Source organism: Bordetella genomosp. 12, assembly GCF_002261355.1.
Taxonomy (GTDB): domain Bacteria; phylum Pseudomonadota; class Gammaproteobacteria; order Burkholderiales; family Burkholderiaceae_B; genus Bordetella.
This window is the reverse complement of the sequence record NZ_NEVU01000001.1, coordinates 81,442-105,284: the sequence shown is the minus strand read 5'-3', so window position 1 is coordinate 105,284 and position 23,843 is coordinate 81,442. Positions and strand designations below refer to the sequence as shown.

The following is a 23,843-nucleotide window of genomic DNA, read 5'->3' as shown; positions in this document are numbered from 1 at the left end:
CCCGGGGGGCATCCTTGCCCCCTGATTTTTCCTGTTCCCCATCGTGAGCTATATCGGCCGATTCGCCCCCAGCCCGAGCGGGCCTTTGCATGCCGGCTCGCTGGTCGCGGCTCTGGCCAGCTGGCTCGATGCCCGCGCCCATGCGGGCCGCTGGCTGCTGCGCATCGAAGACGTCGATAAACCCCGCGCCGTGCCCGGCGCCGACGCCACGATCATGCGGCAGCTGCGCGAGCTGGGCCTGCACTGGCAGGGCGAAGTGCTGTGGCAATCCCGGCGTGATGCGGTCTATCAGGCGGCCTTCGCACGCCTGGAGCAGGCAGGCCTGGTCTATGGCTGCGGCTGCACCCGGCGCGAGATCGCCGACTCGGCGCTGCGCGGCGCGACAGGCGTCGACGGCGAGCGGCCATACCCCGGCACCTGCCGCCACGGCCTGGCGCCCGGCAGGCAGGCGCGCGCCTGGCGCTTGCGCGTGCCGCCCGGGGTCGAACACTTTGACGACCGCTGGCTGGGCGCGCAGTCCCAGGATGTCGCCAGCGCGGTCGGCGATTTCGTCCTCAAGCGCGCCGACGGGATGTGGGCTTACCAGCTCGCCGTGGTCGTCGATGACGGCGAACAGGGCGTCACCGACATCGTGCGCGGTGCGGATCTCCTCGGGTCGACGGCGCGCCAGCGGGTGCTGGCGCGTCTGCTGGGGCTGCCCCTGCCGCGCGTCATGCATCTGCCTCTGGTGATCGACCCGCAAAGCGGCCTGAAGCTGTCCAAGCAGAACCACGCGCCCGCGCTGGACACCCGGGATGCCCTGGCCTGCCTGCAGCGCGCCTGGCAGGATCTGGGCTTTGCCTGCCTGCCCGCCAGCGGCCGGGATGACTTTCTGGCGCGCGCCACCGGCATCTGGAGCGCGCGCTTTGCCCGCTCCTAGAGCGGCTGCATATCCTCGCCCAACATGCGCACCAGCAAGCCGGTGCCGCGGCCGTCCAGCCTGACCTCGCCGTAACGCGCGCGCTCATAGCGGGCGGCCTGGCCTTCCGGGAAGAAATACGCATTGGTCACGATGCGCACGCCACCGGGCCGCACGCGATAGCGCAAGGCCATTTCGGCCGCGGCGTGCGGATCGGCCTGCGCCTGGATGCGCAGGGGTTGCGCCACACCGCGTGCATCGGGCGCCAGAATCACATAGCCATCATCGGCCGCACCCTCGTCGGCCTGGTGCAGTTTTGACACCGCCGTGCCGGCGGCAAAGCGCAAGGCCATGTAATCGCCCTGCATCAGCGACCGCGGATCCACCGGGGCGAGTTCCAGAATGGCGACGTCTCCATGCGCGAGCAGTTGCTCGCGCTGGTAGATCGTGACGTTGCATACACCCAGCACCAGCACCAGACCGCCGAGCACCACCGCGACGCGGCGGCGCATGACGCGCGAGGCCGGCGCCACCACGGGCCGGCGGCCCGCGTCGGTGCGCATGAAGCGCGGCACCAGCCAGACCAGGATGCGCAGCAAAAACAGCAAAGCCGCCGCCGCCGACAACCAGATCGCCTTTTGCAGCAAAGGCACCTCCATCTGGTAGTAATACAGCATCAGATAGGCCAGCAGGCTGAGCACGCCGAAACCGGTCAAACGCGGCTTGTTCAAGCCAAAACCCAGGAGAATCCACGTCAGCGCAAATGCAATGCCGGGGCTGGGCAGCCAGAACAAGGCCAGCAGCAGCAAGGCCAGCGGCGTGATGAAGACCAGCGACAGCGTCAGCACCCGGCGGCGCGGCCAGAGCAGCCAGAGCGCCACTACCGCCGGCAGCAGCGCACCGGCGATGTTCAGCAGCGCCGTGAGGCGATGCAGCCGCCACAACGCGGGCAATTGGTCCACCCCGACCCCGCCCGCCATCCAGACCATGCCCTGCACCGCCACCACGAAAGCCCACGCCAGCGGCTCGAGAAAATGCGGCTGGGTGCGCGCCAGCCGGCGATCGGCGCAGAAGGCCAGCGTGGCCATCCAGGCGCCCAGCACGGCGACCGGCAGCCACAGGAAAGTGGCGCGCATCACATCCAGCGCCAGCCACATGTTCAGCACATCATGGCGGTCGAGATCCGGCTGCAGGGCCTGCCATACCAGCCCCGTCATGCCGAACGCGATCAGGCCGCCGCTCAGAAAGCGCAGCAGCACATCCGGCGCCAGGACGTAGACGGCCGCGGCCAGCAGCACAATGAACAGGCTGGCGCTGGCGATCGAGTCATTGCCGACAAAGCTGAAGACCACCAGCAACTGCCCGGCAAACGCCATGGCGATGGCGCATTGGCGCCAGAAGGGCCCGGGGGCGGCGCGCAGGACGGCCACACCGGCCGCGCACAGCACCAGGCCAAACACCACGGCGCCCTGGTCGCTGTTGACCATGCCCGAAAAAAACAGAAAGACCAGCAGCAGCAAGGTGGCCAGCCAGGCGCTCAAACCCAGCAGGCCCTGCACATACCAGGGTGCGGTGGCGGCGTGATGCAGGCTGCTGTCTTCGGCCAATTCGATCACGGGCGCGGCATCGTCGGCCGGATCCACGCTCAGGCCCGCCGACATGCCCGCCGGCTCGGCATCGGCGGCGACAGTGGCCGCACGTGCGCCGTGCGAGGCCTGGCCGCGCTCACCCAGCCGCCGCAGCCAGCGCGCGGCCCAGACCGCCTCGGCCATGAGCAAGGCCGCCAGGGGCAGGGCGGCCCACACCCCCGGCTCGAGCCGCATCAGCCACTCGCCGGCCAGGCGCAGCGAGACGCAGATCACGCCCGCGGCCAGCATGGCCAGGATGACCAGATCTCGGCGTCCCCGTTGATAGAAATAGCCCAGGCCCAGGGTCACGGCCAGCCAGGCCAGGCCGGTGGCCTTGCCCTGGCCGCCGACGATGAAATCCGCGAACATCAAGGGCAGCACCAGGGCGGTCAGGGCCAGGAAGGCCAGCACCCGCGGCCCCACCCGCGTCTGGATGTTGCGCCGCCGCACCACTGCCTCCCACACCCCGAGCATGATGAGATTGGCCAGCGCCATCACCAGGGCCACGAAAGCGGGGTCGGATAGCTGATCCCACCACACCAGCAGGTGTTCACCGATCCACAGGCCCAGCGCGGCATTGACGACCAGGCACCAAAGCAACCAAAGTATCTGGGTGCCGGCGGCCAAGGCCCATGGCAGCATCAACAGCGCCCACCAGGCGAAGAGCTCCCACGTATCGGCGCCAGTCTGGTAGGTTTGGCCCAACAGGGCCAGCAGCGCGCCCAGCAGCAAACCGGACAGCGTCAACACGGCGCCGGCGGATTGTTGCCGCAGGCGCTCTGTCCCCCGTAAACGCAGCGCCAGCCAGATGCTCACGCAGACGGAGATGGTTAAAAGGCCCTGCGCCAGAGTAAAACGACGAATGATGGTCATGCCGGGCCAGTTGGCGGCCACCCAGCAGATCACCCCGCTGCCCAGCAGCAAAACCGCCAGCCAAAGCGTAGTCCGACCGAGAAATTGACGCCATGCATGAAGTTCCGATCCCGCCTGTTGAGTGGTGCCGACTTGCATCTCGCGAATCTCCCCTCTTATCATCCGCGCTAATTAAGGCGGGACTGCCGCCACTGGATACTCATGAACAAAACGCTGATCATTGCCGAGAAACCCTCGGTAGCCCTGGATATATCACGCGCTCTGGGAGGCTTTGCGCGCGAGGGTGACTATTTTGAAAGCGAACGTTACGTACTGGCTTCCAGTATCGGGCATTTGCTCAGTCTGGTGGCGCCCAACGACCCGGTCAAGGGCAAATGGAGTTTCACCCATCTGCCGGTGATCCCGCCCGCCTTCGAGTTGGGACCGACGGACAAAAAATCCGCCGAACGCCTGAAGCTGCTGGTGCGCTTGGCCAAGCGCAAAGATGTGGATGCCATCATCAATGCCTGTGACGCTGGCCGCGAGGGCGAACTCATTTTTCGCTACATCATCCAGTACGCCGGGGTGAAAAAGCCCATCCAGCGCCTGTGGCTGCAATCCATGACGCAAGCGGCCATCCGCGAAGCGTTCGAGAATCTGCGCGACGACGTCCAGCTCAAACCGCTGGAGGCCGCCGCCCGTTCGCGCGCCGAAGCCGATTGGCTGGTGGGCATCAATGGCACGCGGGCCATGACGGCCTTCAACAGCAAGGACGGGGGCTTTTTCAAAACGCCCGTCGGACGCGTGCAAACGCCGACGCTGGCCATCGTGGCCGAGCGTGAAAGCCGCATCCGCAGCTTCGTCTCGCGTGACTACTGGGAGGTGCACGCGACGTTCGTGGCCGCCGCCGGTCTGTACGAGGGCCGCTGGATCGACCCGGAGTTCAAGAAAGACGAGCGCGACCCCGAAAAGCGCGAATCCCGGCTGTGGTCTCAAGCCGCCGCGCAAAGCGTCGTGGCCGCCTGCCGCAGCCAGGCCGGACAGGTCACGGAAGAGTCCAAGCCCTCGACCCAGATGTCGCCGGCGCTCTACGACCTGACCTCGCTGCAACGCGAGGCCAATGGCCGCTTCGGCTTCTCGGCCAAGACCACGCTGGCGCTGGCCCAGACCCTCTACGAACGCCACAAGGCGCTGACCTATCCGCGTACCGATTCGCGCTACCTGCCGGAGGATTACCTCAACACGGTGCGCCAGACCATGCGCGCGCTGGCCGAGGGCGATTCGCAAGCCGTGGGCGGGCTGTCCCGCCATGCCGGCACCGTCGTCAGCAACGACTGGGTCAAACCCAATCGCCGCATCTTCGACAACAAGAAAGTATCGGATCACTTTGCCATCATCCCCACGCTGCAGATCCCGCACGATCTGAGCGAAGCCGAAGGCAAGATCTACGACCTGGTCCTCAAACGCTTCCTGGCGGTGTTCTTCCCCGCCGCCGAATACCGCGTCACCACCCGCCTGACCCAAGTGCAGGGTCATCGCTTCAGAACCGATGGCAAGGTACTGGTGGCGCCGGGCTGGCTGGCCGTCTACGGCAAGGAAGCGCAGGGCGAAGACGCCAACCTGGTGCCGGTCGCCGAGGGCGAAACGGTGCGCACCGAGGACGTGCGCGCCGAGGCCCTGGCCACCAAACCGCCGGCACGCTACAACGAAGCCACGCTGCTGTCGGCCATGGAAGGCGCGGGCAAGCTGGTCGACGACGAAGAACTGCGCGAGGCCATGTCCGAGCGCGGCCTGGGCACGCCGGCCACCCGCGCGGCCATCATCGAAGGCTTGCTCAACGAGAGCTATCTGCGCCGCGAAGGCCGTGACCTGGTGCCCACCGCCAAGGCGCGCCAGCTCATGACGCTGCTCTCCGGCCTGGACGTCACCGAACTGACCTCCCCCGAGCTGACCGGCGAATGGGAGCACAAGCTCAAGCAGATCGAGCAAGGCGGCCTGAACCGCGAAGCCTTCATGCGCGAAATCGCGCAAATGACCCAGGTCATCGTCAAGCGCGCCAAGGAGTACGAGCGCGACACGGTGCCGGGCGATTACGCCACCTTGCAAACGCCATGCCCGAAGTGCGGCGGCGTGGTCAAGGAAAACTATCGCCGCTACGCGTGCACGCAATGCGATTTTTCGATCAGCAAGCACCCGGGCGGACGCACCTTCGAATTGCCCGAGGTCGAGGAGCTGCTGGCCAAGCGCGAGATCGGGCCCTTGCAAGGCTTCATCAGCAAGATGGGCCGTCCGTTTGCGGCCATCCTGCGCATCAGCGACGAGTACAAGCTGGAGTTCGACTTCGGTCAGAATGACGAAGACGACGACGAACCCGTGGACTTCAGCGGCCACACGCCCGTGGGCACTTGCCCCAAATGCGCGGCGCGCGTGTTCGAACATGGCATGAGCTACGTGTGCGAGAAATCCGTCGGCCCGCAAAAGAGCTGCGACTTCCGTTCCGGCAAGGTCATTCTGCAGCAGGAGATTTCGCGCGAGCAGATGAGCAAGCTGTTGTCCGACGGACGCAGCGATCTGCTCGACGGTTTCGTCTCCAGCCGCACGAACCGCAAGTTCAAGGCCTTCCTGGTGCGCCAGCCCGACGGCAAGATCGGTTTTGAATTCGAGCCTCGCCCGGAAAAGCCCGGCCGCGGCGCCAAAACGGCAACCAAGACCGCCACCAAAACCGCGACCAAGACGGCCAGTAAAACGGCGGCCAAGACCGCAGCCAAGAAGGCCCCGGCCAAAACGGCCGTCAAGAAAGCCGCGGTCAAGAAAACGGCGGCCAAGACTGCGGTCAAGAAGGCAGCCGCCAAGAAAACCGCCAGCTGAGCGCGTCAGTGTTAACCCGAAATGCCCGGTCCGCCGGGCATTTTTTTTTCCGCCTGCCAATGGCTGATGTATCGTTGGCGACACTCGATACGCCACCACAAAATCAAAGAGGACGACATGACTTCTCCTTCCCATGGCCTGACACGTCGACAGTTGCTGGCCGGCGCGGCCGCGACCTCGCTCATCGGGCTGCCCGCCCTGGCGCAACCCCGGCTGGGCAAGGCCGTGTACGGTCAAGGCAGCATCGATCCTTTCTTCACCGCCGGCTACGTCGCCTTGAAAAAGGGCTATTTCGGGGCCAACGGCCTGGACGTGGAATACCTCAATTCACAAAGCGGCCCGCGTACCAACCAGCTGCTGGCCGCCGGCCAGATCCTGTTCGGCGCCACCGCGGCCACGGCCGCCCCCGCGCTGACCCTGGCGGGCAAACCGGCCACCCTGATCTTCGGCTTTGACCGCAAATTGACCTACGCCAACGTCATCGTGCGCAAGGAAGACTACGACAGCGGCAAAGTGCGCGAGTTGAAGGACCTGGCCGGCAAACGCATGGGCGCCACCCAGCCGCAGTCGAGCACCTGGTTGATGGCCGTCTATCTGATGCAGAAAGCGGGCGTGGGCGACAAAGTCGATATCCGGCCGCTGGGCGACCTGGCCACCATGCTCGGCGCCTTGAAGACGGGCTCGGTATCGGCCAGCATGGCCACCATGTCCATGATGGAGCAGGCCAAGGCCGAAGGCTGGGGCGTACCGATCTTCGACGCCACCACCGATGCTTCGTGGCAGGCATTCATGGGCGGCGACGTGCCGGGCATTGCGGCGCTGACCTTGCGCGACACCGTCGAGCGTCGCCCGGAAGTGGTGCAGGCCTTTGTCAGCGCGCTGGTCAAGGCGCAGGATTTCATCAGCACGCATAGCGCCGCCGAAGTCACTGACACCATCTACGCGGATTATCTCAATGCCTTCCCGCGCGCGGCCATCGAGAAAACCATCGGCGTCTATCAGAACAGCGTGTTCCTGAAAGACAATCTCATCACCGAGGACGCCTACGCGCGGCTGCTGGCCATCATGGGCGACGGCCGGCAGTTCTCCAATGAAGAACTCAAACGCACCCCGTACTCGCTGTGCGTGGACATGAGCTTCGTGCGCAAGGCCCGGGGCCTGTGATGATACGGCTGGAGCACGTCGGCAAGGTCTACCACGGCCGGCAGGGCAGCACGCATGCCGTCGGTGACGTCAGCCTGGACATCGCGCAGGGCGAGTTCCTGTCCATCGTCGGGCCTTCGGGCTGTGGCAAGAGCACGCTGTTGAATATGATCGCGGGCTTTCTGACGCCATCGAGCGGCCGCATCTATGTCGACGGCCAGCTCGTGCAAGGACAGGTCCCCCCGCGCCTGGGCTATATCTTCCAGAAGGACACGTTGCTGCCCTGGTACACGGTGAGCAAGAATGTGGCCCTGGGGCTCCGTTTCATGGGCGTGCCCACCGGCGAGATCGCCACGCGCGTCAAGCGCCTGCTGGCGCTTGGCCACCTGGAGAACTTCGCTCAAGCCTATCCGCACCAGCTCTCCGGCGGCATGCGCCGCCGCGTGGCGCTGTTGATGAGCCTGGCCGTCGAGCCGCGCATTCTGCTGCTCGACGAACCTTTCGGCGCGCTCGACACCCATACCAAGACCCATCTGCACCGCGAGCTGGGCGAGATCTGGCGCAATCTCGGCCAGACCATCGTGATGGTCACGCACGATCTGGACGAGGCCATCACGCTGTCCGATCGTGTCATCGTGCTCTCGGGCCCGCCCAGCCGGGTGCTGCTCGATGAGCGCATCACCATCGCCCATCCGCGCGACGTCTTCACCTTGCGCGAAACGCCCCAGTTCACCACCCATGTGCAAAGCCTGTGGGCCGTGCTGGGCCAGCAATTCCGCGCCGCGGCCTAAAGCAGCTTGAACATGACTCCCGCCTCTCTTTCCCCCGCGGCAACGCAACATCTGCAGCAGGAGCGCCGGCAGGCGGTCTCACGCCGCTTACGCATCACCGCCTGGCAGATCCTGATTCTGGCGCTCCTGCTGGGCGCCTGGGAAGGCCTCACCCGCATCCCGTGGTTCGTGCAGAACACCTTGTTCGATCCGTTTTTCATCAGCCAGCCCTCGCGCGTGGCCGTGCGGCTGTGGCAATGGCTGCAACCCGGGCCGCAATCCGTATGGCCTCATCTGTGGCTGACCCTGCAGGCCACGCTGGTGGGTCTGGCGGTGGGCGTGAGCAGCGGCTTCGTCGTGGGTCTGGCGTTGGCCCGCAGCCGCATGATGGCCGACGTCTTCAACCCCTTCATCGTGGCCTTCAACTCCATGCCGCGCATCGCCTTCGTGCCGCTGATCACCATGTTCTTCGGGCTGGGGCTGGCCTCCAAAGTGGTGACCTCGTGGTTCGTGGTGTTTTTCCTGGTGTTCTTCAACACCTACAAAGGCGGGCGCAGCGTGGAGCGCGAGCTGGTGGACTTCTGCCGCACACTGGGCGGCTCACCGCGCCAGATCCTCTGGCGCGTGCAAGTGCCCACGGCGGCGGCCTGGACGTTCGCCTCGCTGCCCAATGCGATCAGCTTCGCGCTGATCGGTGTGGTGCTGGCCGAGTTCGTCGGTTCGACCACCGGCATGGGCTATCTCATGATCACGGCGCTGGCCACGCTCAACGCCACGGATATGTTCGCCGCCGTAACGCTGCTGTCTATCGTCGGCATCGTGCTGGTCTATTGCGTCACCTGGTTAGAGCGTAGACTGCTGCACTGGGCTCCTGAATTCCGCGAATGATGTCCGCGTCAACACTCTCACCCTCGCAGTCGTATCTGCAGCAGTTCTCGCTGTCCGGCCAAGTGGCCCTGATCACCGGTTCGGCCCGCGGCCTGGGCTGGGAGATCGCCGCCGCCATGGCCGGCAGCGGTGCGCATGTCCTCATCAACGGCCGCAATGCGGCCGCGGCCGAAGCGGCCGCGCACAGCCTGCGCGAGCGCGGCCTGGCCGCCTCGGCGCTGCCCTTCGATGTGGCCGATCCCGACGCCATGCAGCAGGCCTTCGAACACATCGATGCACGCCATGGCCGGCTGGACATCCTGGTCAACAATGTCGGCGCGCGCAACCGCAAGACGCTGCTCGAACTGGACCTGGCGCAGATCCGCGAACTGATCGACACCGATCTGGTGGCCGGGATCATGCTGTCCAAGCTCGCGGCGCAGCGCATGCAGCGCCAGGGCCGCGGCAGGCTGATCGCCATCACCTCCGTGGCGGGCGAACTCGCGCGCGCGGGCGACGCGGTCTACCCGGCGGCCAAACAGGGCCTGACGGGCATGATGCGCGCGCTGGCCGCCGAGTTCGGCGCCTCGGGCATCACCAGCAATGCGATCGCACCGGGAACCTTCGCCACCGAGACCAACGCGGCCATGGTCGCCGACCCGGTCGCCGGCCCCCGTCTGGCGGCGCGCAATCCCACGGGCCGCTGGGGCCAGCCGCATGAAATCGCCGGCGCGGCCGTCTTTCTGGCTTCGCCCGCCGCCTCTTACATCAACGGCCAGGTGCTGGCCGTCGACGGAGGGCTCTCCATCCAGTTCTGATCCTGTCTGCCGCTTGCGGGCGGCAGCAACGCTTTGGTTTTGCTGTGGCTTTTTCTCATTATTCTTTTAAAAAGGGTGGTCAGGCATGAAGCAGCATTTCATCGATAACCGGTTCGTTGCCGGATCGACGCAAGACGCCATCGACGTGGTCGATCCTTCCACGGGTGAAGTCTACGAACAGATCGCGCGGGGCAACGCCGCCGATATCGACCGTGCGGTGCAATCCTCGCGCCGCGCCTACGAAGGCGCTTGGGGCAACATGTCCGCCGCCGAGCGCGGCCGCATTCTGCTGGCCCTGTCGCTCAAGATTCTCGAGCACCACGACGAACTCACCCAGATCGAATCGCGCGACTGCGGCAAGCCGACCAAACAGGCGCGCGCCGACGTCACGGCCATCGCGCGTTACTTCGAGTTCTATGGCGGCGCGGCAGACAAACTGATGGGCGAGTCCATCCCCTACCAGAACGGCTACACCGTCCTGACGCTGCGCGAGCCGCACGGCGTGACCGGCCATATCGTGCCCTGGAACTACCCGCTGCAGATCTTCGGACGCAGCATAGGCGGCGCGCTGGCAGCCGGCAACGCGTGCGTGGTCAAACCCGCCGAGGACGCCTGCCTGTCGCTGCTGCGCGTGGCCGAACTGGCGGCCGAAGTCGGCCTGCCGCCCGGCGCGCTCAATATCATCACCGGCTACGGCCACGAGGCCGGCGACGCGCTCTCGCGTCATCCCGGCATCGACCACATCTCCTTTACCGGTTCGCCGCGCGTGGGCATTCTCGTGACGCAGACGGCGGCCGAGAACCACGTCCCGGCCACGCTGGAGCTGGGCGGCAAATCGCCGCAGATCGTTTTTGCGGACGCCGATCTGGATGCGCTGATTCCGGTGGCGGTCAACGCAATCGTGCAGAACGCCGGGCAGACCTGCTCGGCCGGCAGCCGCATCCTGATCCAGCGCGACATCTACGACGAGGTCATGCGGCGCCTGTCGGCCGCGTTTACGGCCTTGCGCGCCGGCCCGGCCGGCCTGGATCTGGATTGCGGCCCCTTGATCCGCAGAAGCCAGCTGGAGCGCGTGCAGAGCTTCCTGCGCCAGGCCGAGGCCGACGGCATCGCCAAGGCCGCGCAAGGCACCGTGATCGACGGCGCGGACGGCTATTTCCAGGCGCCCACGCTGCTGTCCAATGTGCCGGTCGATCACCTGCTGGCCCAGGAAGAAATCTTCGGGCCGGTGCTGGTGGCCATCCCCTTCGATGACGAAGCCGATGCCGTGCGCATCGCCAACGCCACGCAGTACGGCCTGGCCGCCAGCATCTGGACGCGCGACGGCGCGCGACAGTTGCGCCTGGCGCGCAAGATCCGCAGCGGCCAGGTCTTCATCAACAACTACGGCGCCGGCGGCGGCGTGGAGCTGCCCTTCGGCGGCGTCAAGGCCAGCGGCCACGGGCGCGAGAAAGGCTTCGAAGCGCTCTACGGCTTTACCGTGCTCAAGACCATCGCCATCAAGCACGACTGATCGACAACAAGGAGACAACATGCGTCTGAAGGGAAAAACGGCCATCGTGACCGGTGCCGGCTCGGGATTTGGTGAAGGTATCGCCACGACGTTCGCGCGCGAGGGCGCCAACGTCGTCGTCGCGGACATCAACGAGGCCGGCGGCAAGCGCGTGGCCGATGCCATCAACAGCGCGGGCGGCCGCGCCGTCTTCGTGCGCGCCGATGTCTCGCGCAGCGACGACGTCGCCGCGCTGCTGGCCGCCACACTCGAGGCGTTCGGCGGGCTGGACACGGTGGTCAACAACGCGGGCACCACGCACCGCAACCGCCCCATGCTGGAAGTCGACGAAGCAGAGTTCGACCGCATCTACGCGATCAACGTCAAGAGCATCTACCTGACGGCCAAGCACATGGTGCCGCACTTTCGCGCCCACGGCGGCGGGTCCTTCATCAACATCGCCTCGACGGCGGCCATCCGGCCGCGTCCCGGCCTGACCTGGTACAACGGCAGCAAGGGTGCGGTGGTCACGACCAGCAAATCCATGGCGGCCGAGCTGGGCCCGGACAACATCCGCGTGAACTGCGTCAACCCGGTCATCGGCGCGACCGGCCTGCTGGCCGATTTCATGGGTGTGCCCGACACGCCCGAGAACCGCAAGCGCTTCCTGGGCACCATCCCGCTGGGCCGCTTCTCGACCCCTCAGGACATCGCCAACGCCTGCCTGTATCTGGCCTCGGACGAGGCAGCCTTCATCACCGGCACCTGCCTGGAAGTCGACGGCGGACGCTGCGTGTAAAACCCGGGCCGGGGCAATACCCGGCCCGCCGCCTCACTCTTCGAACCACTTCCCGCTGGCCAGCATCATGCGATGATGGCCTTCGCCCGCGGGCATCATGGGAAAGCAGTTTTCCTGCGCCGCGACGGTGACGTCCAGAAAGAACGGGCCGTCATGCGCCAGGCATTGCGCCAGCGCGGCATCGAGTTCGGCGGGATGCTCCACGCGTGCCGCCCCCCAGCCGAATGCACGCGCCAGGGCGACGAAATCCGGCAGCGAAGCGTTGTAGCTATGGCTATAGCGCCCGCCATGGATCAGCTCCTGCCATTGCCGCACCATGCCCATATAGCCGTTATTGCACAGCACGACCTTCACCGGGGCCCGGTGCTGCATGGCGGTGGACAACTCCTGAATGTTCATGAGCACCGAGGCATCGCCACTGACGCACACCACGGTTTTTTCCGGATGCGCGATCTGCGCCCCGATGGCGGCCGGCAAACCATAGCCCATGGTGCCGGCCCCGCCCGAGGTCAACCAGCGGCCAGGGTGGTCGAAACGCAGATATTGCGCGGCCCACATCTGATGCTGACCCACGTCGGTCGACACGATGGCATCGCGCGGGCCGAGCGCGGCATTCAGTTGCGCCATCAGTTGCTGCGGCAAGATGGCGTCGGGCTGCGGCTGCCAGGCCAGGCAATCGCGCGCGCGCCATGTCTCGATGCGCTGCCACCATTGCGCCAGTCGCGCCGGCGGCATGGACATGGCGTTCAGTTCGGCGCGCAGCGCCTGCAACATGGGCAGGCAATCGCCCACCAGCGCCGCGTCCACCCGCACCACCTTGTTGATCGACGCGGGGTCGATATCGACATGGATCTTGCGCGCATTGGGGCAAAACTCCGAGAGCTTGCCTGTGATGCGGTCATCGAAGCGCGCCCCGATACACACCACCAGATCGGCATGGTGCATGGCGAGATTGGCCTCGAGCGTGCCGTGCATGCCCAGCATGCCGACGAATTGCGGATCCGACGCCGGGAAGGCGCCCAGCCCCATGAGGGTGAGCGTGCAGGGCGAACCGGTCAGGCGCACCAGTTCGGTAAACGCCGCGCAGGCCTGCGGGCCGGAATTGATCAGGCCGCCGCCGCCGTAGAAGATGGGCCGGCGCGCCTGGGCGATCATGGCCGCGGCGCGGCGCACCGCGCCGGCGGGCACGCGCAACGCGGCCTTGCCCGCCTGACGCCGGGCGCGCGAGGCCGCGACCTGGGCAGAGCTGGGTTCGATGTGATCGTCGCAAGGCCGCGCCAGTTGCACGTCCTTGGGCAAATCGACCAGCACCGGCCCCGGGCGGCCCTGACGCGTGAGCGTGAAGGCGCGGCTCACGACATCGGCCACGTCCTCACAGCGTCGGATCTGGGTATTCCACTTGGTGACCGAGCGCGAAATGCCAATCGCATCGCACTCCTGAAAGGCGTCCGTCCCGATGGCGCTGGTGGCGACCTGGCCGCTGATGCACAGCACCGGAATGGAGTCGCACATGGCGTCCAACAGGCCGGAAGTCGTATTGGCCATGCCGGGGCCCGACGTCACGAAGACCACGCCGGTGCGGCCCGTGCTGCGCGCATAGCCTTCGGCGGCGTGCACGGCCGCCTGCTCGTGGCGCACCAGAACATGCCGCAGCCGGGGCTCGGCGTGCAGGGCGTCATAGAGCGGCAGCACCGCGCCGCCCGGATAGCCGAACACCGTGTCCACGCCCAGATCGATCAGCGTCTGCAAAAGAATCTGCGCGCCATTGGCGGCAACGGGAGGGGCAGGGGAGTCGACAGCGTCGGGGGTGTCGAGGGCGGCGAGCGCCTGGGCGTGGAGACGATCATTCATGTGACCATCTTATGGGACTTTCGGCAGAATTTTTATCTTCTTTCCCACAGCTACCGGCAAATAGCAGTAAATTTATCCTTTCAAATGCAAATTCCTAGAAAATGAATCTGGACAAATTTGATCTGGCCATTCTCAAGGTCTTACAGGACAACGCACGCGCCAGCCTGGCCGATATCGGCCAGGCCGTGGGCCTGTCGTCCACCCCTTGCTGGAATCGCATCAAGCGCATGGAAACCGCGGGCGTCATCCGCGGCTACACCGTCGATCTGGACCCGGCCAAACTGGGCTACACCGACACCGTCATCGTCCACGTCACGCTCGAGAGCCACAGCGAAGAAACCCTCTACGAGTTCGGACGCGCGCTGGCCGATATCCCGGAAGTGCTGGAAGCCTTTCTGGTGTCGGGCGACTACGACTACTACATCCGCATCGCCGTGCGCGACACCCGCGACTACGAGCGCCTGTTGCGCGAACGCCTCTACCGCATCCCGGGCATCCGCCACAGCAAATCCGGTTTCGTGCTGCGCAGCCTCAAGGAAGCCCGCCTGCCGCTGGAGCTGCCGCCGGCTCAGTCGAGCTGATAGCGTTTGGGGGCCAGCGGCTCGGGCAGATCGGTCTGGCCCAGGCTTTCGAGCAGATCGATGGCCGTCAGGCGCGCCATCGCATTCAGGGGCAGATCGTTGTCGTCCAGCCCGAACGGCTCCTCCAGCTCATCGCCCAGCGCATCCAGGCCAAAGAAGGTGTAAGCAATGATGGCCACGGCCAGCGGCATGATGTTGCCGAGCGTGCCGACCAGGCCGAAGGGCAGCAGCAGACAGAAAATCCATGCGGTGCGATGCAGCAGCAGGGAATAGGCAAAAGGCGTGGGCGTAAAGCGGATGCGCTCGCAGGCGGCCTGCACCGCGCCACAGGCCGCCAGGCGCAGCATCAGGCCTTGATAGATCACCTCGCCGAAACGGCCGGCCTGACAGGCCTGCCGATAGGTCTGGCTGATCAGGCTGAGCAAGCCGTCGGGCACGTTGCGGCGGCCTTCGAGCGCCTGGATGTCACTGGCTTCCAGCCAGGGCCTGACCGCCTCCAGTTCGTTCTGCTGCCGCAGCCGCGCGGCCAGCGCGTGCGGAAACGCGATCAGGCGCCGGATCTGGCGCTGCACCTCGGGATCCTGCACGGGCAAGGGAGCCTCCCACACGACCCGGGTTTCTCGCGCCAGCGCGCGCAATTGGACGATGAGCTCGCCCCATTGTTTGCGCGCTTCCCACCAGCGGTCATAGCAGACGTTGTTGCGAAAGCCCAGGAACACCGACAGCGCCAGGCCGAACAGCGAGAAGGGCACGGCGCCCAGATGCCCGGGGTTGAAATACCCGGCGGCATGGACCGCGGCGATGACACAGCCCGCCACGATCATGAAAAGCAATTTGCCTGCAATGCGCGGCAACACGGAGCCGCGCAAAATGAAGAGCAGGGCCAGTGCGGAAGGACGCGGGCGGACAATCATGAAACACAGCAGCGGACGAGACGGGCGCTCACTATACGCCTGTCTCGATGCGGCCGATATAATGACGCGCGCTCTGTCGCACTTTCGCAGCCTCCTGCACAACAGCCCCACTCCATGACCACCGAGACCGTAAAACCCTGGTACGCCGTGCGCCGCTCCAAGCTGCATGGCAATGGCGTGTTCGCCGCGCGCAAGATCCCGGCCGGCACGCGCATCATCGAGTACGGCGGCGAGCGCATCAGCGCGGCCGAAGCCGACCGGCGCCACCCCACCAACCCCGACGACCCCTTCCACACCTTTTTCTTTGCGCTGAGTTCGGGCAAGGTGATCGACGGCGGCGACCAAGGCAACGACGCGCGCTGGATCAATCATTCCTGCACCCCCAATTGCGAAGCCCAGGAAGGCCGTCACGGCAAGCGCGTGTACATCGTGGCGCTGCGCGATATCGCCCGGGGCGAAGAGCTGGCCTACGACTACGGTCTGGTGCTCGATGGCCGGATCACCAAAGCCCTCAAGCAAGGCTATGGCTGCCTGTGCGGCACGGAGAACTGCCGCGGCACCATGCTGGCGCTCCCCAAGAAAAAAGCCGCCAAGAAGAAACCGGCCGCTGCGGCCTGAGCCTGCCCGGCGCCCGCCCCGGGCCTCATCGCGCCACGCGGCGCGGCCTGCCGGTCATATGGTTATGCTTTCCTCTTGCGGCCAGCGGCGTACAATCAGCGCTGCCGTATCCAAAAACACGGCATTGCAGTACGTCTTCAGGGCGGGGTGAAACTCCCCACCGGCGGTATGCCGCGCAATGCGGCGAGCCCGCGAGCGCCCGGCCTGTGCCGGGGTCAGCAGATCTGGTGAGATGCCAGGGCCGACGGTCATAGTCCGGATGCAAGAAGATGTGCCGGCTCAACCCGCCCAGGACGGCGTCCTGGCGGTATTGCGTTTGGCTGTCGTAGCCCTGAAACGTTTTTCGCCCATTTACTCTAGCGAGAGCGTTTCAATGTCCCATTCCACGGTTTCCCCGCTGTTTGCCCAGCCGTTTGCCATGCGCTTCGAACGCGCCCTGCATCAATTGCGCCTGGGACGCCCCATCATCCTCATGGATGATTTCGATCGCGAAAACGAAGCCGATCTCATCGTCGCTGCCGACAAGCTCACCGTCCCCGTCATGGCCCAGTTGATCCGCGATGGCAGCGGCATCGTCTGCCTCTGCCTGCCCGGCGAGACGCTGGATAAGCTGGATCTGGCGCCCATGGTCCAGCGTAACCAGAGCCGCTACGCCACCGCGTTCACGGTCTCCATCGAGGCCGCCAGCGGCGTGTCCACCGGCGTGTCGGCCGTCGACCGGGTGACCACGATACGCGCGGCCATCGCCCCTGGCGCGCAGGCTGGCGACGTCGTCAGCCCGGGCCATGTATTCCCCTTGAGGGCGCAGCCCGGCGGCGTGCTGACCCGGCGCGGCCATACCGAAGGCTCGGTCGACCTGGCCCGGCTCGCAGGCCTGCGCCCGGCAGGCGTGCTGTGCGAACTGATGAATCCCGATGGCACGATGATGCGCGGCGCCGCACTGGAGCGCTACGCCGCGGCCCAGGGGCTGGTGGCGCTGACGATCGCGGAGCTGGCCGACCATCTGCGGGCCTTGCAGCCCGAGGCCGCCCTCGCCGCCTGAAAACGCCGGTGTCAGGCGCCGGCGGCGAGCCGGCGCAGACAGGCACGCGCATCGCCTTGCACCCAGCGCGCGCCGCAGGCCAGCATGAGATTCAGCGGCAGGCCGAAGTCTTCGACCGTATAGCCCTGCGCATCCACATAACGGCCATCGGTGTCACGGCGCACAGGCTGTTGCTCGATCAGGGGCCGGGCATCCTCGGCATAGGCCCACACCGGCTTGCCCAGCGCCACCGCATAACCCACTTCGAACGCCGTGCCGGAGTCCGGCTCGGCGCCCCGAAAGCGGTTCAGATTGGCCATGACCAGATCGGCACGCTGGATCAGCGTGACGTTCTGGCGGTAGATCCAATTGGCCAGCGGCGGCCCGGCCAGATCGGCCGGTGCCTGGTTATCGAGCGGGTAGAGGCCTTCGTAGCCATACTCGCGGCACAAGGCCTTCAAGCGCTCGCCGTGCGCGAGCGCATCGGCACGAAACACGTCAAAACCGGCCAGATAGATGCGTCGCATGGCGCTGCCCCGCGTTCAGAACATACCGTTGGCGTTGGCGGGATTCTCGGGAATCTCCTGGCTGACATCCCAGTGCTCGACGATTTTGCCGTCGGCCAGCCGGAAGATATCGACCACGGCCTGGCCGCGGTCCTCGGCCGCTTCTTTCCAGAGGCTGTGCACCACCACCAGATCCCCTTCGGCCACGACGCGCTTGATTTCGGCCGAGGCCTGCGGATTCTGCTCGAAATAGAGCACGAAAAAATCCACCAGCGGCGCCGTCCCCGATTCGAGATAGGGGTTGTGCTGCACATAGCGCTTGTCCACATAGCGCGACACCGCCTCTTCCACCCGATGCTCCTGGAACATCAAGCGGAAAAAAGCCAGCGCCAGCTCCTTGTTCTGCTGGACACTCTGCGCCTGGGCCGCGAAAGCCGTCGCCAGACAGGCGCAGGCGGTCCAGGCCAGCATCAACGTCTTGAACTTCTTCATGCCTTGCCCCGAGATCGTGGCAGGCCAGTTTAAGGGAAAGCCGGCCGGCCGCAATGGCGGGTCGGCACAATACAACGCTTGCCGTATTCAGTACGCCACACTGAAGCGCCGGCGGCTGTGACGAGGCGTTTCCAGCTCGTCGACCAGCGCGATGGCGTAGTCCTCCATCGAGATCCGGCTGTTGCCCTGGGCATCGGCCATCAGCGCGTCGCCCCCGAGGCGAAAGCGGCCCGTGCGTGCGCCCGGCTCGAACAGCGCGGCCGGTGACAGAAAGGTCCAGTCCACCGCTTCCTGGGCGCGCAAGGCCTGCAGAAACCGCAAGCCCGCGCTGGCCTCGGGCTTGTAGGCCGCGGGAAACTGCGGCGTGTCGATCAAGGCCTGGCCCGGCGCCACCTCCAGACTGCCCGCGCCGCCCACCACCAACAGACGCGGCACGCGGGCCTGCCGGACCGCGGCAAGCAGCGCATCCGCCTCCATGGACACAAAACGTCCGGCGCTGATGACCGCCGCGTGGCCGGCCAGCAGCGGCGCCAAAGCCGCCGGCGCGCTGGCATCGCCCGGTACGACGGTCAGCCCCTGGCGCGGCGCAACGCCGGCGACCTGCCGGGCGATCCCCGTGACCTCATGGCCACGGCGCAACAACTCGTCGGCCACGCGCGTCCCCACGCGACCGCTGATTCCTATCAAGGCAACTTTCATGCACGCACTCCGGCTAGCGGCGCCTGCGCCAGGCGCCATCGAATGCGTTCATGCTAGTGGCCGGACGGGCCGGCGCCTACCCCGCCCGGACAGACACACTATTGCAGCTTATGCACCAATGGCGCGCTGCGCCTGGTAGACCTGCAGATGACTGCGCGCCAGCCGCAACAACGGCGTAGCCACCGCCAGCGTGGCTCCCCGGTGCGCCATGTCGCCCACGATGTGGTCGGCCTCCACACGCAGGCCCTGGCGCAGATCGCGGAACATGGAGGCCGTCATGGGCTGCGCCGGATCGGTCAGTACCTTCAGCGCGGTCGCATCGGCCTGCGCACGCACGGGATGGCCGCTGGCCGCCGCCACCTGCTGCGACTCGCGCAGCAGATCCCGCATGAAGTCGATGCCGCCCTCCGTGGAACAGATCTGGCCCACCGTGCCGCGCATCAGGCAGGTCGCCGCGGCCAGAGTGGTCAGGAACACGAATTTTTCCCAGATGTCCTGATGGATGTTCTCACTCAGGCGGCTGGAAAACGCGGCGTCGGCCAAGGCCGCCTCCAGCGCCTCGCAGCGCGGGCTGCGCGCCGGCCCGGCACGCTCGCCGAAAACGAAATTGGCCGTCGTGCCCATCTGCACGATTTCGCCCTCGGGGCCCAGGGTGGCGTTGATCTGGCACAACCCGCCCAGCACGCGATGCGCGCCAAACTCACGGTCGAGAATGTCGTACTGCAACACGCCGTTCATGATGGGCAGCACGGCGGTCTGTTCGCCCATGGCCGGCCGCAGCGCTTCGATGGCGCTGTCCAGATCGTAGGCCTTGCAGCTCAGGATGATCACGTCGTAATCCGCGCTCAGGGTGTCGGCGGTCACCACCTTGGGATGCAACGTCACCTCGCCCCCCGGGCTTTGGATGCGCAGGCCCTCGGCCTGCACTTTCCGGGCACGGGCCGGACGCAACAGAAAACTCACGTCCGCGCCGGCTTCCAACGCGCGGCCGCCAAAAAAACCGCCGGTCCCGCCGGCGCCCAACACCAGAATCTTCATACCTGTCTCCTCATTGCATCCATGATCGTCTTCACACCCGGGGCAGGCGCCGACCTTGCCGGCACTGCGGGAGCAACGGGGGACAGATTACCTCGCCTCCCGCCCGACCGCGCGCCCACGGGCGCCAGTGCGCCAAGTGTAGGCCGGCTCGCCCCCATAACCGGGCAACAACCCTGTTCATGTGCGGGCTCGCACCAAGACGTGGCAGGCAAGGCGCCGTTCTGGTGCGTACAATCCCTCCCGCGGTGCTTGCCCGCCGAAAGATCTGCCCGACTTTCGCGCATTGCGGCAATGGCATACAACTTGCTTGCTCAGTAGCGTGCGCGCGCGACACGCGCCGCCGCTCCTGTCCCGACCTCCATAGGAACTCACATGACATCCTTTTTCCGCGGTGCTGCGCGTCGCAGTCTGCTCAAACTCGGCCTGGCCGCCAGCCTGGCGCTGATCGGCGGCATGGCCCATGCCCAGACGCCGGCCAAGACCAAGGTCGCCGCGGTCTATACCGTCCCGGTCGAGCAGCAATGGGTTTCGCGCATCCACAAGGCGCTGAATGCGGCCAAGGAACATGGCGACATCGACTATGTCTACTCGGAAAATGTCAGCAATGCCGATTACGAGCGCGTGCTGCGCCAGTATGCCGAGCAAGGCAACAACCTGATCGTCGGCGAAGCCTTCGCCGTCGAAGCGGCCGCGCGCAAGGTCGCCAAGGATTATCCCAAGACGGCCTTTCTGATGGGCTCCTCGGGCAAGCCGCAGCAACCGAACTTCTCGGTCTTTGACAACTACATCCAGGAGCCGGCCTACCTGACCGGCATGATCGCCGCCGGCATGAGCAAAAGCGGCCAGATCGGCCTGGTGGGCGGCTACCCCATCCCCGAAGTCAACCGCCTGATGCAGGCCTTCATCGCCGGCGCCCAGGAAATCAATCCCCAGGCCCGTTTCACGGTCACCTTCATCGGTTCGTGGTTCGATCCCCCGAAGGCCAAGGAAGCGGCCTTCGCCATGATCGACAAGGGCGCCGACGTCCTCTATGCCGAGCGTTTCGGCGTCTCCGATGCCGCCAAGGAGCGCGGCAAGCTGGCCATCGGCAACGTGGTCAACACGCAGGCCCAGTATCCGGAGACCGTGGTGGCCTCGGCGCTGTGGAACATGGAACCCACCATCGGTCATGCGCTCAATGAGGTCAAGGCCGGCAGCTTCAAAGCCGAAGACTACGGTCAATACTCGCTGATGAAGCACAAGGGCTCCGAACTGGCGCCGCTGGGCACCTTCGAGGGCAAGGTGCCCGCCGATGTCATGGCCAAGGTCCAGGCGCGCCAAAAGGCCATCCTGGATGGCAGCTTCGCGGTCAAGGTCGTCGACAGCGAACCCAAGTCGAGCAAATGAACCAAGCCGCCACTGCCCTGCGCTTGACAGGGATTACCAAGCGCTTTGGCAGCCTGACGGCCAATGACGACATCTCGCTCGCGCTGGACGCGGGCGAGGTGCTCGCCCTGCTGGGCGAGAACGGCGCGGGCAAGTCCACCCTGGTCTCCATCCTGTTCGGCCACTACGTGGCCGACGCGGGGCGCATCGAAGTCTTTGGCCAGCCCCTGCCGCCGGGCCGCCCGGACGCGGCACTGGCCGCCGGCATCGGCATGGTCCACCAGCATTTCACGCTGGCCGACAACATGACCGTGCTGGACAACGTCATGGTCGGCACGGAATCGCTCTGGAAGTTCGCCTCCGCGCGCCGCCCCGCGCGGCAAAAACTGATCGAACTGGGCGAGCGCTTCGGCCTGGCCGTGGATCCGGAGGCGCGCGTCGGCACGCTGTCGGTCGGCGAGAAGCAGCGCGTGGAGATCCTCAAGGCCTTGTATCGCGGCGCCCGCATCCTCATTCTGGACGAGCCCACCGCCGTCCTCACGCCGCAGGAAGCGCAGGCGCTGTTCGCCACCCTGCGCGGCTTTGTCGAACAGGGGCTGGCTGTCATCTTCATTTCGCACAAGCTCGATGAAGTGATGGCCGTCTCGCGCCGCGTCGCCGTGCTGCGCGCCGGCCGCCTGGTGGCCGAACGCGCCACGGCCCAGACCCATGCCGCCGAACTGGCCGAACTGATGGTCGGGCGCAAGGTGGTCATGCCGCGCGCCCAGGCTGCTGCGGCGCGCGATCAGCTCGCGCCGGTCATCCGGCTGTCGCAAGTCACGGTGCAGGCAGAGCACAGCAACGTCGCTCTGCTCGACGCGCTGGACCTCACCGTGCATGAACACGAAATCGTCGCCATCGCTGGCGTGGCCGGCAACGGCCAACAGGCGCTGGTGTCCGTCCTGACGGGCCTGCGCCAACCCACCGACGGCAGCATCCGCCTGGGTACGGCGGGCACGATGGCGCCGCAAACCCCGGCCGGCTGGACCGCCGCCGCCGTGGGCCGCATCCCCGAAGACCGCCATCACGAAGGCGTCATCGGCGACAGCCCGCTGTGGGAAAACGCCATCGTCGAAGACCTGAATGATGCGCGGTTCGCCCGTCACGGCATGATCCGCGCCCAGGCCTCGCGCGCGCACGCCGCCGATATCGTGCGGCAATACGACGTGCGCGCGGCATCCCTCGATGTGCGCACGCGCAGCCTGTCCGGCGGCAACATGCAGAAGCTGATCCTGGGCCGGGCCCTGTCCCGCCAGCCGCGCTTCATCGTGGCCGACCAGCCCACCTGGGGCCTGGATATTGGCGCGGTCGCCTATGTGCGTGAACAACTGCTGGCCGCACGGGAACGCGGCGCCGGTGTGCTGCTGGTCTCCGAAGACCTCGAAGAGATCTTCGCACTGGCCGATCGCATCGCGGTGCTCTGCGCCGGCAAACTCGTCGCCGATCGGCCCGTGGATCAATGGACCCCCGCCACCGTGGGCCTGGCCATGACTGGAGTGTCAACATGAGTTTTATCCTGGAGCGGCGCCCCGAACCCAGCCGCTTCGTGCTGGCGGTCGCGCCGCTGACGGCCATCGTCTTCACCTTGCTGATATGCACGCTGCTGGTCGCCTGGGCCGGCGCGCCCATCGGCCGCACCTATGCGCTGCTGTTCGACGGCGCCTTCGGGTCGCGCTTTGCCATCGCCGAGACGCTCACGCGCGCCACGCCGCTCATGCTCACCGGCCTGGCCTGCGCGGTCGCCTTTCGCGCGCGCTTCTACAACATCGGCGCCGAAGGGCAGCTCTATCTGGGCGCGCTGGCCGCCGTAGCGGTGGGCGGCATGCATGGCGGCACGGGCTTTGACCTGCCCACCCCCGTGCTGTTTGCCGGCATGCTGCTGGCGGCGGCCGCCGCCGGGGCGCTGCTGCTGCTCATCCCCGCCATCCTGAAATCCCGCCTGGGCGTGGACGAGGTGGTCACCACCTTGCTGGGCAACTTCATCGTGCTGCTCTTCGTGTCGATGATGCTCGACGGCCCCATGAAAGACCCCATGGCCATGGGCTGGCCGCAATCGGTGGCCCTGAACGGCGACCTGGAGCTCGGCCGCCTGATCGAACGCACCCGCGCCCACACCGGCTTGTTGTGGGCGGTGGGCCTGGCCGTCGGCCTGTGGCTGCTCAACCGCTACACCGTGTTTGGCTTTCAGATGCGCGCCGTGGGCGCCAATGCCCACGCCTCGCGCTTTCTCGGCCTGCCCGTCAATCGGGTGATGGTGGGCACCGCCATGCTTTCGGGCGCGCTGGCCGGACTGGCCGGCGCGCTGGAAGTCGCCGGCCGCACCAGCTACGTGACCCTGGACATGTCGCCGGGCTATGGCTACACCGGCGTGGTCGTGGCCATGCTGGCCGGCCTGCATCCGCTGGGCGTGATCGCCGCCAGCATCTTCGTGGCCGGCATGCTGGTCGGCGCCGACAGCATGAGCCGCGCCATCTCCGTGCCGAACTACATCGCCGACGTGATCGTCGCCACCTCGCTGCTTTCCATGCTGGTGGCCACGCTCTTCGCGCAATACCGGCTGCGCCGCAACCCCGCCTGAGGATCT

The 23,843-nt window shown here is 66.3% G+C and carries 21 protein-coding genes and 1 riboswitch; of the genes, 14 read left to right on the top strand and 7 right to left on the bottom strand.

Annotation, left to right across the window (positions count from 1 at the left end; translation table 11 throughout):
- Positions 1-43: 43 nt before the first annotated feature.
- Complete coding sequence (gluQRS, locus tag CAL22_RS00485) at positions 44-919, top strand: tRNA glutamyl-Q(34) synthetase GluQRS (RefSeq protein WP_167383520.1); 876 nt, start codon at positions 44-46, stop codon at positions 917-919.
- Here the strand turns inward: gluQRS and CAL22_RS00480 are convergent.
- Entirely contained in the window at positions 916-3,537 is a 2,622-nt protein-coding gene (locus CAL22_RS00480; RefSeq protein WP_094809431.1) for a GDYXXLXY domain-containing protein, read from the bottom strand. The genes gluQRS and CAL22_RS00480 overlap by 4 nt on opposite strands.
- Before the next feature lie 63 nt (positions 3,538-3,600).
- On the opposite strand from CAL22_RS00480, the gene CAL22_RS00475 reads away from it, so the two are divergent.
- The 7 genes from CAL22_RS00475 to CAL22_RS00445 all read left to right on the top strand — a co-directional run bounded on the left by CAL22_RS00475 (position 3,601) and on the right by CAL22_RS00445 (position 12,135).
- Positions 3,601-6,246: a DNA topoisomerase III gene (locus tag CAL22_RS00475; protein WP_094809429.1), complete on the top strand. Its 2,646-nt coding sequence runs from the start codon at positions 3,601-3,603 to the stop codon at positions 6,244-6,246.
- Between the two features lie 117 nt (positions 6,247-6,363).
- A complete protein-coding gene (locus CAL22_RS00470) occupies positions 6,364-7,410 on the top strand; it encodes an ABC transporter substrate-binding protein (protein WP_094811005.1) in 1,047 nt (348 codons plus the stop codon).
- The gene (locus tag CAL22_RS00465) at positions 7,410-8,180 is read left to right on the top strand and encodes an ABC transporter ATP-binding protein (RefSeq protein WP_167383553.1); all 771 of its coding nucleotides are present in this window, start codon (positions 7,410-7,412) and stop codon (positions 8,178-8,180) included. Before CAL22_RS00470 ends, CAL22_RS00465 begins: the two co-directional genes overlap by 1 nt.
- A 12-nt stretch (positions 8,181-8,192) precedes the next feature.
- Positions 8,193-9,047 carry an ABC transporter permease gene (locus CAL22_RS00460; protein ID WP_167383519.1) on the top strand — a complete coding sequence of 285 codons (855 nt, stop codon included), beginning with the start codon at positions 8,193-8,195 and terminating at the stop codon, positions 9,045-9,047.
- On the top strand, positions 9,044-9,844 hold the full coding sequence (locus CAL22_RS00455; RefSeq protein WP_094809425.1) for an SDR family oxidoreductase: 801 nt from the start codon (positions 9,044-9,046) through the stop codon (positions 9,842-9,844). Before CAL22_RS00460 ends, CAL22_RS00455 begins: the two co-directional genes overlap by 4 nt.
- Before the next feature lie 85 nt (positions 9,845-9,929).
- The gene (locus tag CAL22_RS00450) at positions 9,930-11,357 is read left to right on the top strand and encodes an aldehyde dehydrogenase family protein (RefSeq protein ID WP_094809423.1); all 1,428 of its coding nucleotides are present in this window, start codon (positions 9,930-9,932) and stop codon (positions 11,355-11,357) included.
- 19 nt (positions 11,358-11,376) lie between these two features.
- A complete protein-coding gene (locus tag CAL22_RS00445; protein ID WP_094809421.1) occupies positions 11,377-12,135 on the top strand; it encodes an SDR family oxidoreductase in 759 nt (252 codons plus the stop codon).
- Between the two features lie 33 nt (positions 12,136-12,168).
- Here the strand turns inward: CAL22_RS00445 and ilvB are convergent, their stop codons facing one another.
- Positions 12,169-13,986, bottom strand: a complete 1,818-nt coding sequence (gene ilvB / locus CAL22_RS00440; protein ID WP_094809419.1) for a biosynthetic-type acetolactate synthase large subunit — start codon at positions 13,984-13,986, stop codon at positions 12,169-12,171.
- A 101-nt stretch (positions 13,987-14,087) separates the two neighbouring features.
- On the opposite strand from ilvB, the gene CAL22_RS00435 reads away from it, so the two are divergent.
- Positions 14,088-14,567, top strand: coding sequence for an Lrp/AsnC family transcriptional regulator (locus CAL22_RS00435; RefSeq protein WP_094809417.1), 480 nt, complete (start codon positions 14,088-14,090; stop codon positions 14,565-14,567).
- Here CAL22_RS00435 and CAL22_RS00430 read toward each other — a convergent pair.
- Entirely contained in the window at positions 14,555-15,481 is a 927-nt protein-coding gene (locus CAL22_RS00430) for a bestrophin family protein (RefSeq protein WP_094809415.1), read from the bottom strand. The two genes, CAL22_RS00435 and CAL22_RS00430, sit on opposite strands and share 13 nt — an antisense overlap.
- A 114-nt stretch (positions 15,482-15,595) precedes the next feature.
- Between CAL22_RS00430 and CAL22_RS00425 the strand changes: the two genes are divergently transcribed.
- On the top strand, positions 15,596-16,099 hold the full coding sequence (locus CAL22_RS00425; protein ID WP_094809413.1) for an SET domain-containing protein: 504 nt from the start codon (positions 15,596-15,598) through the stop codon (positions 16,097-16,099).
- Positions 16,100-16,228: 129 nt separating this feature from the next.
- A riboswitch (FMN riboswitch) is annotated at positions 16,229-16,374 on the top strand.
- 98 nt (positions 16,375-16,472) lie between these two features.
- On the top strand, positions 16,473-17,141 hold the full coding sequence (ribB, locus tag CAL22_RS00420; RefSeq protein ID WP_094811001.1) for a 3,4-dihydroxy-2-butanone-4-phosphate synthase: 669 nt from the start codon (positions 16,473-16,475) through the stop codon (positions 17,139-17,141).
- An 11-nt stretch (positions 17,142-17,152) separates the two neighbouring features.
- On the opposite strand, the gene CAL22_RS00415 is transcribed toward ribB, so the two are convergent.
- The 4 genes from CAL22_RS00415 to panE form a co-directional block, all read right to left on the bottom strand.
- On the bottom strand, positions 17,153-17,647 hold the full coding sequence (locus CAL22_RS00415) for a nucleoside 2-deoxyribosyltransferase (protein ID WP_094809411.1): 495 nt from the start codon (positions 17,645-17,647) through the stop codon (positions 17,153-17,155).
- A gap of 15 nt (positions 17,648-17,662) precedes the next feature.
- The gene (locus tag CAL22_RS00410) at positions 17,663-18,118 is read right to left on the bottom strand and encodes a nuclear transport factor 2 family protein (RefSeq protein ID WP_094809409.1); all 456 of its coding nucleotides are present in this window, start codon (positions 18,116-18,118) and stop codon (positions 17,663-17,665) included.
- 87 nt (positions 18,119-18,205) lie between these two features.
- Positions 18,206-18,817 carry an NAD(P)-dependent oxidoreductase gene (locus tag CAL22_RS00405; protein WP_094809407.1) on the bottom strand — a complete coding sequence of 204 codons (612 nt, stop codon included), beginning with the start codon at positions 18,815-18,817 and terminating at the stop codon, positions 18,206-18,208.
- 108 nt (positions 18,818-18,925) lie between these two features.
- Positions 18,926-19,855 (bottom strand): 2-dehydropantoate 2-reductase, encoded by a 930-nt coding sequence (panE, locus tag CAL22_RS00400; protein WP_094809405.1) that lies wholly within the window; start codon positions 19,853-19,855, stop codon positions 18,926-18,928.
- 372 nt (positions 19,856-20,227) lie between these two features.
- On the opposite strand from panE, the gene CAL22_RS00395 reads away from it, so the two are divergent.
- From CAL22_RS00395 to CAL22_RS00385, 3 genes are read left to right on the top strand one after another with little or no spacing between them, the layout of a single operon-like run.
- The gene (locus CAL22_RS00395; RefSeq protein ID WP_094809403.1) at positions 20,228-21,241 is read left to right on the top strand and encodes a BMP family protein; all 1,014 of its coding nucleotides are present in this window, start codon (positions 20,228-20,230) and stop codon (positions 21,239-21,241) included.
- Positions 21,238-22,767 carry an ABC transporter ATP-binding protein gene (locus CAL22_RS00390; protein ID WP_094809401.1) on the top strand — a complete coding sequence of 510 codons (1,530 nt, stop codon included), beginning with the start codon at positions 21,238-21,240 and terminating at the stop codon, positions 22,765-22,767. Before CAL22_RS00395 ends, CAL22_RS00390 begins: the two co-directional genes overlap by 4 nt.
- A complete protein-coding gene (locus CAL22_RS00385) occupies positions 22,764-23,837 on the top strand; it encodes an ABC transporter permease (protein ID WP_094809399.1) in 1,074 nt (357 codons plus the stop codon). Before CAL22_RS00390 ends, CAL22_RS00385 begins: the two co-directional genes overlap by 4 nt.
- Positions 23,838-23,843: the final 6 nt, after the last annotated feature.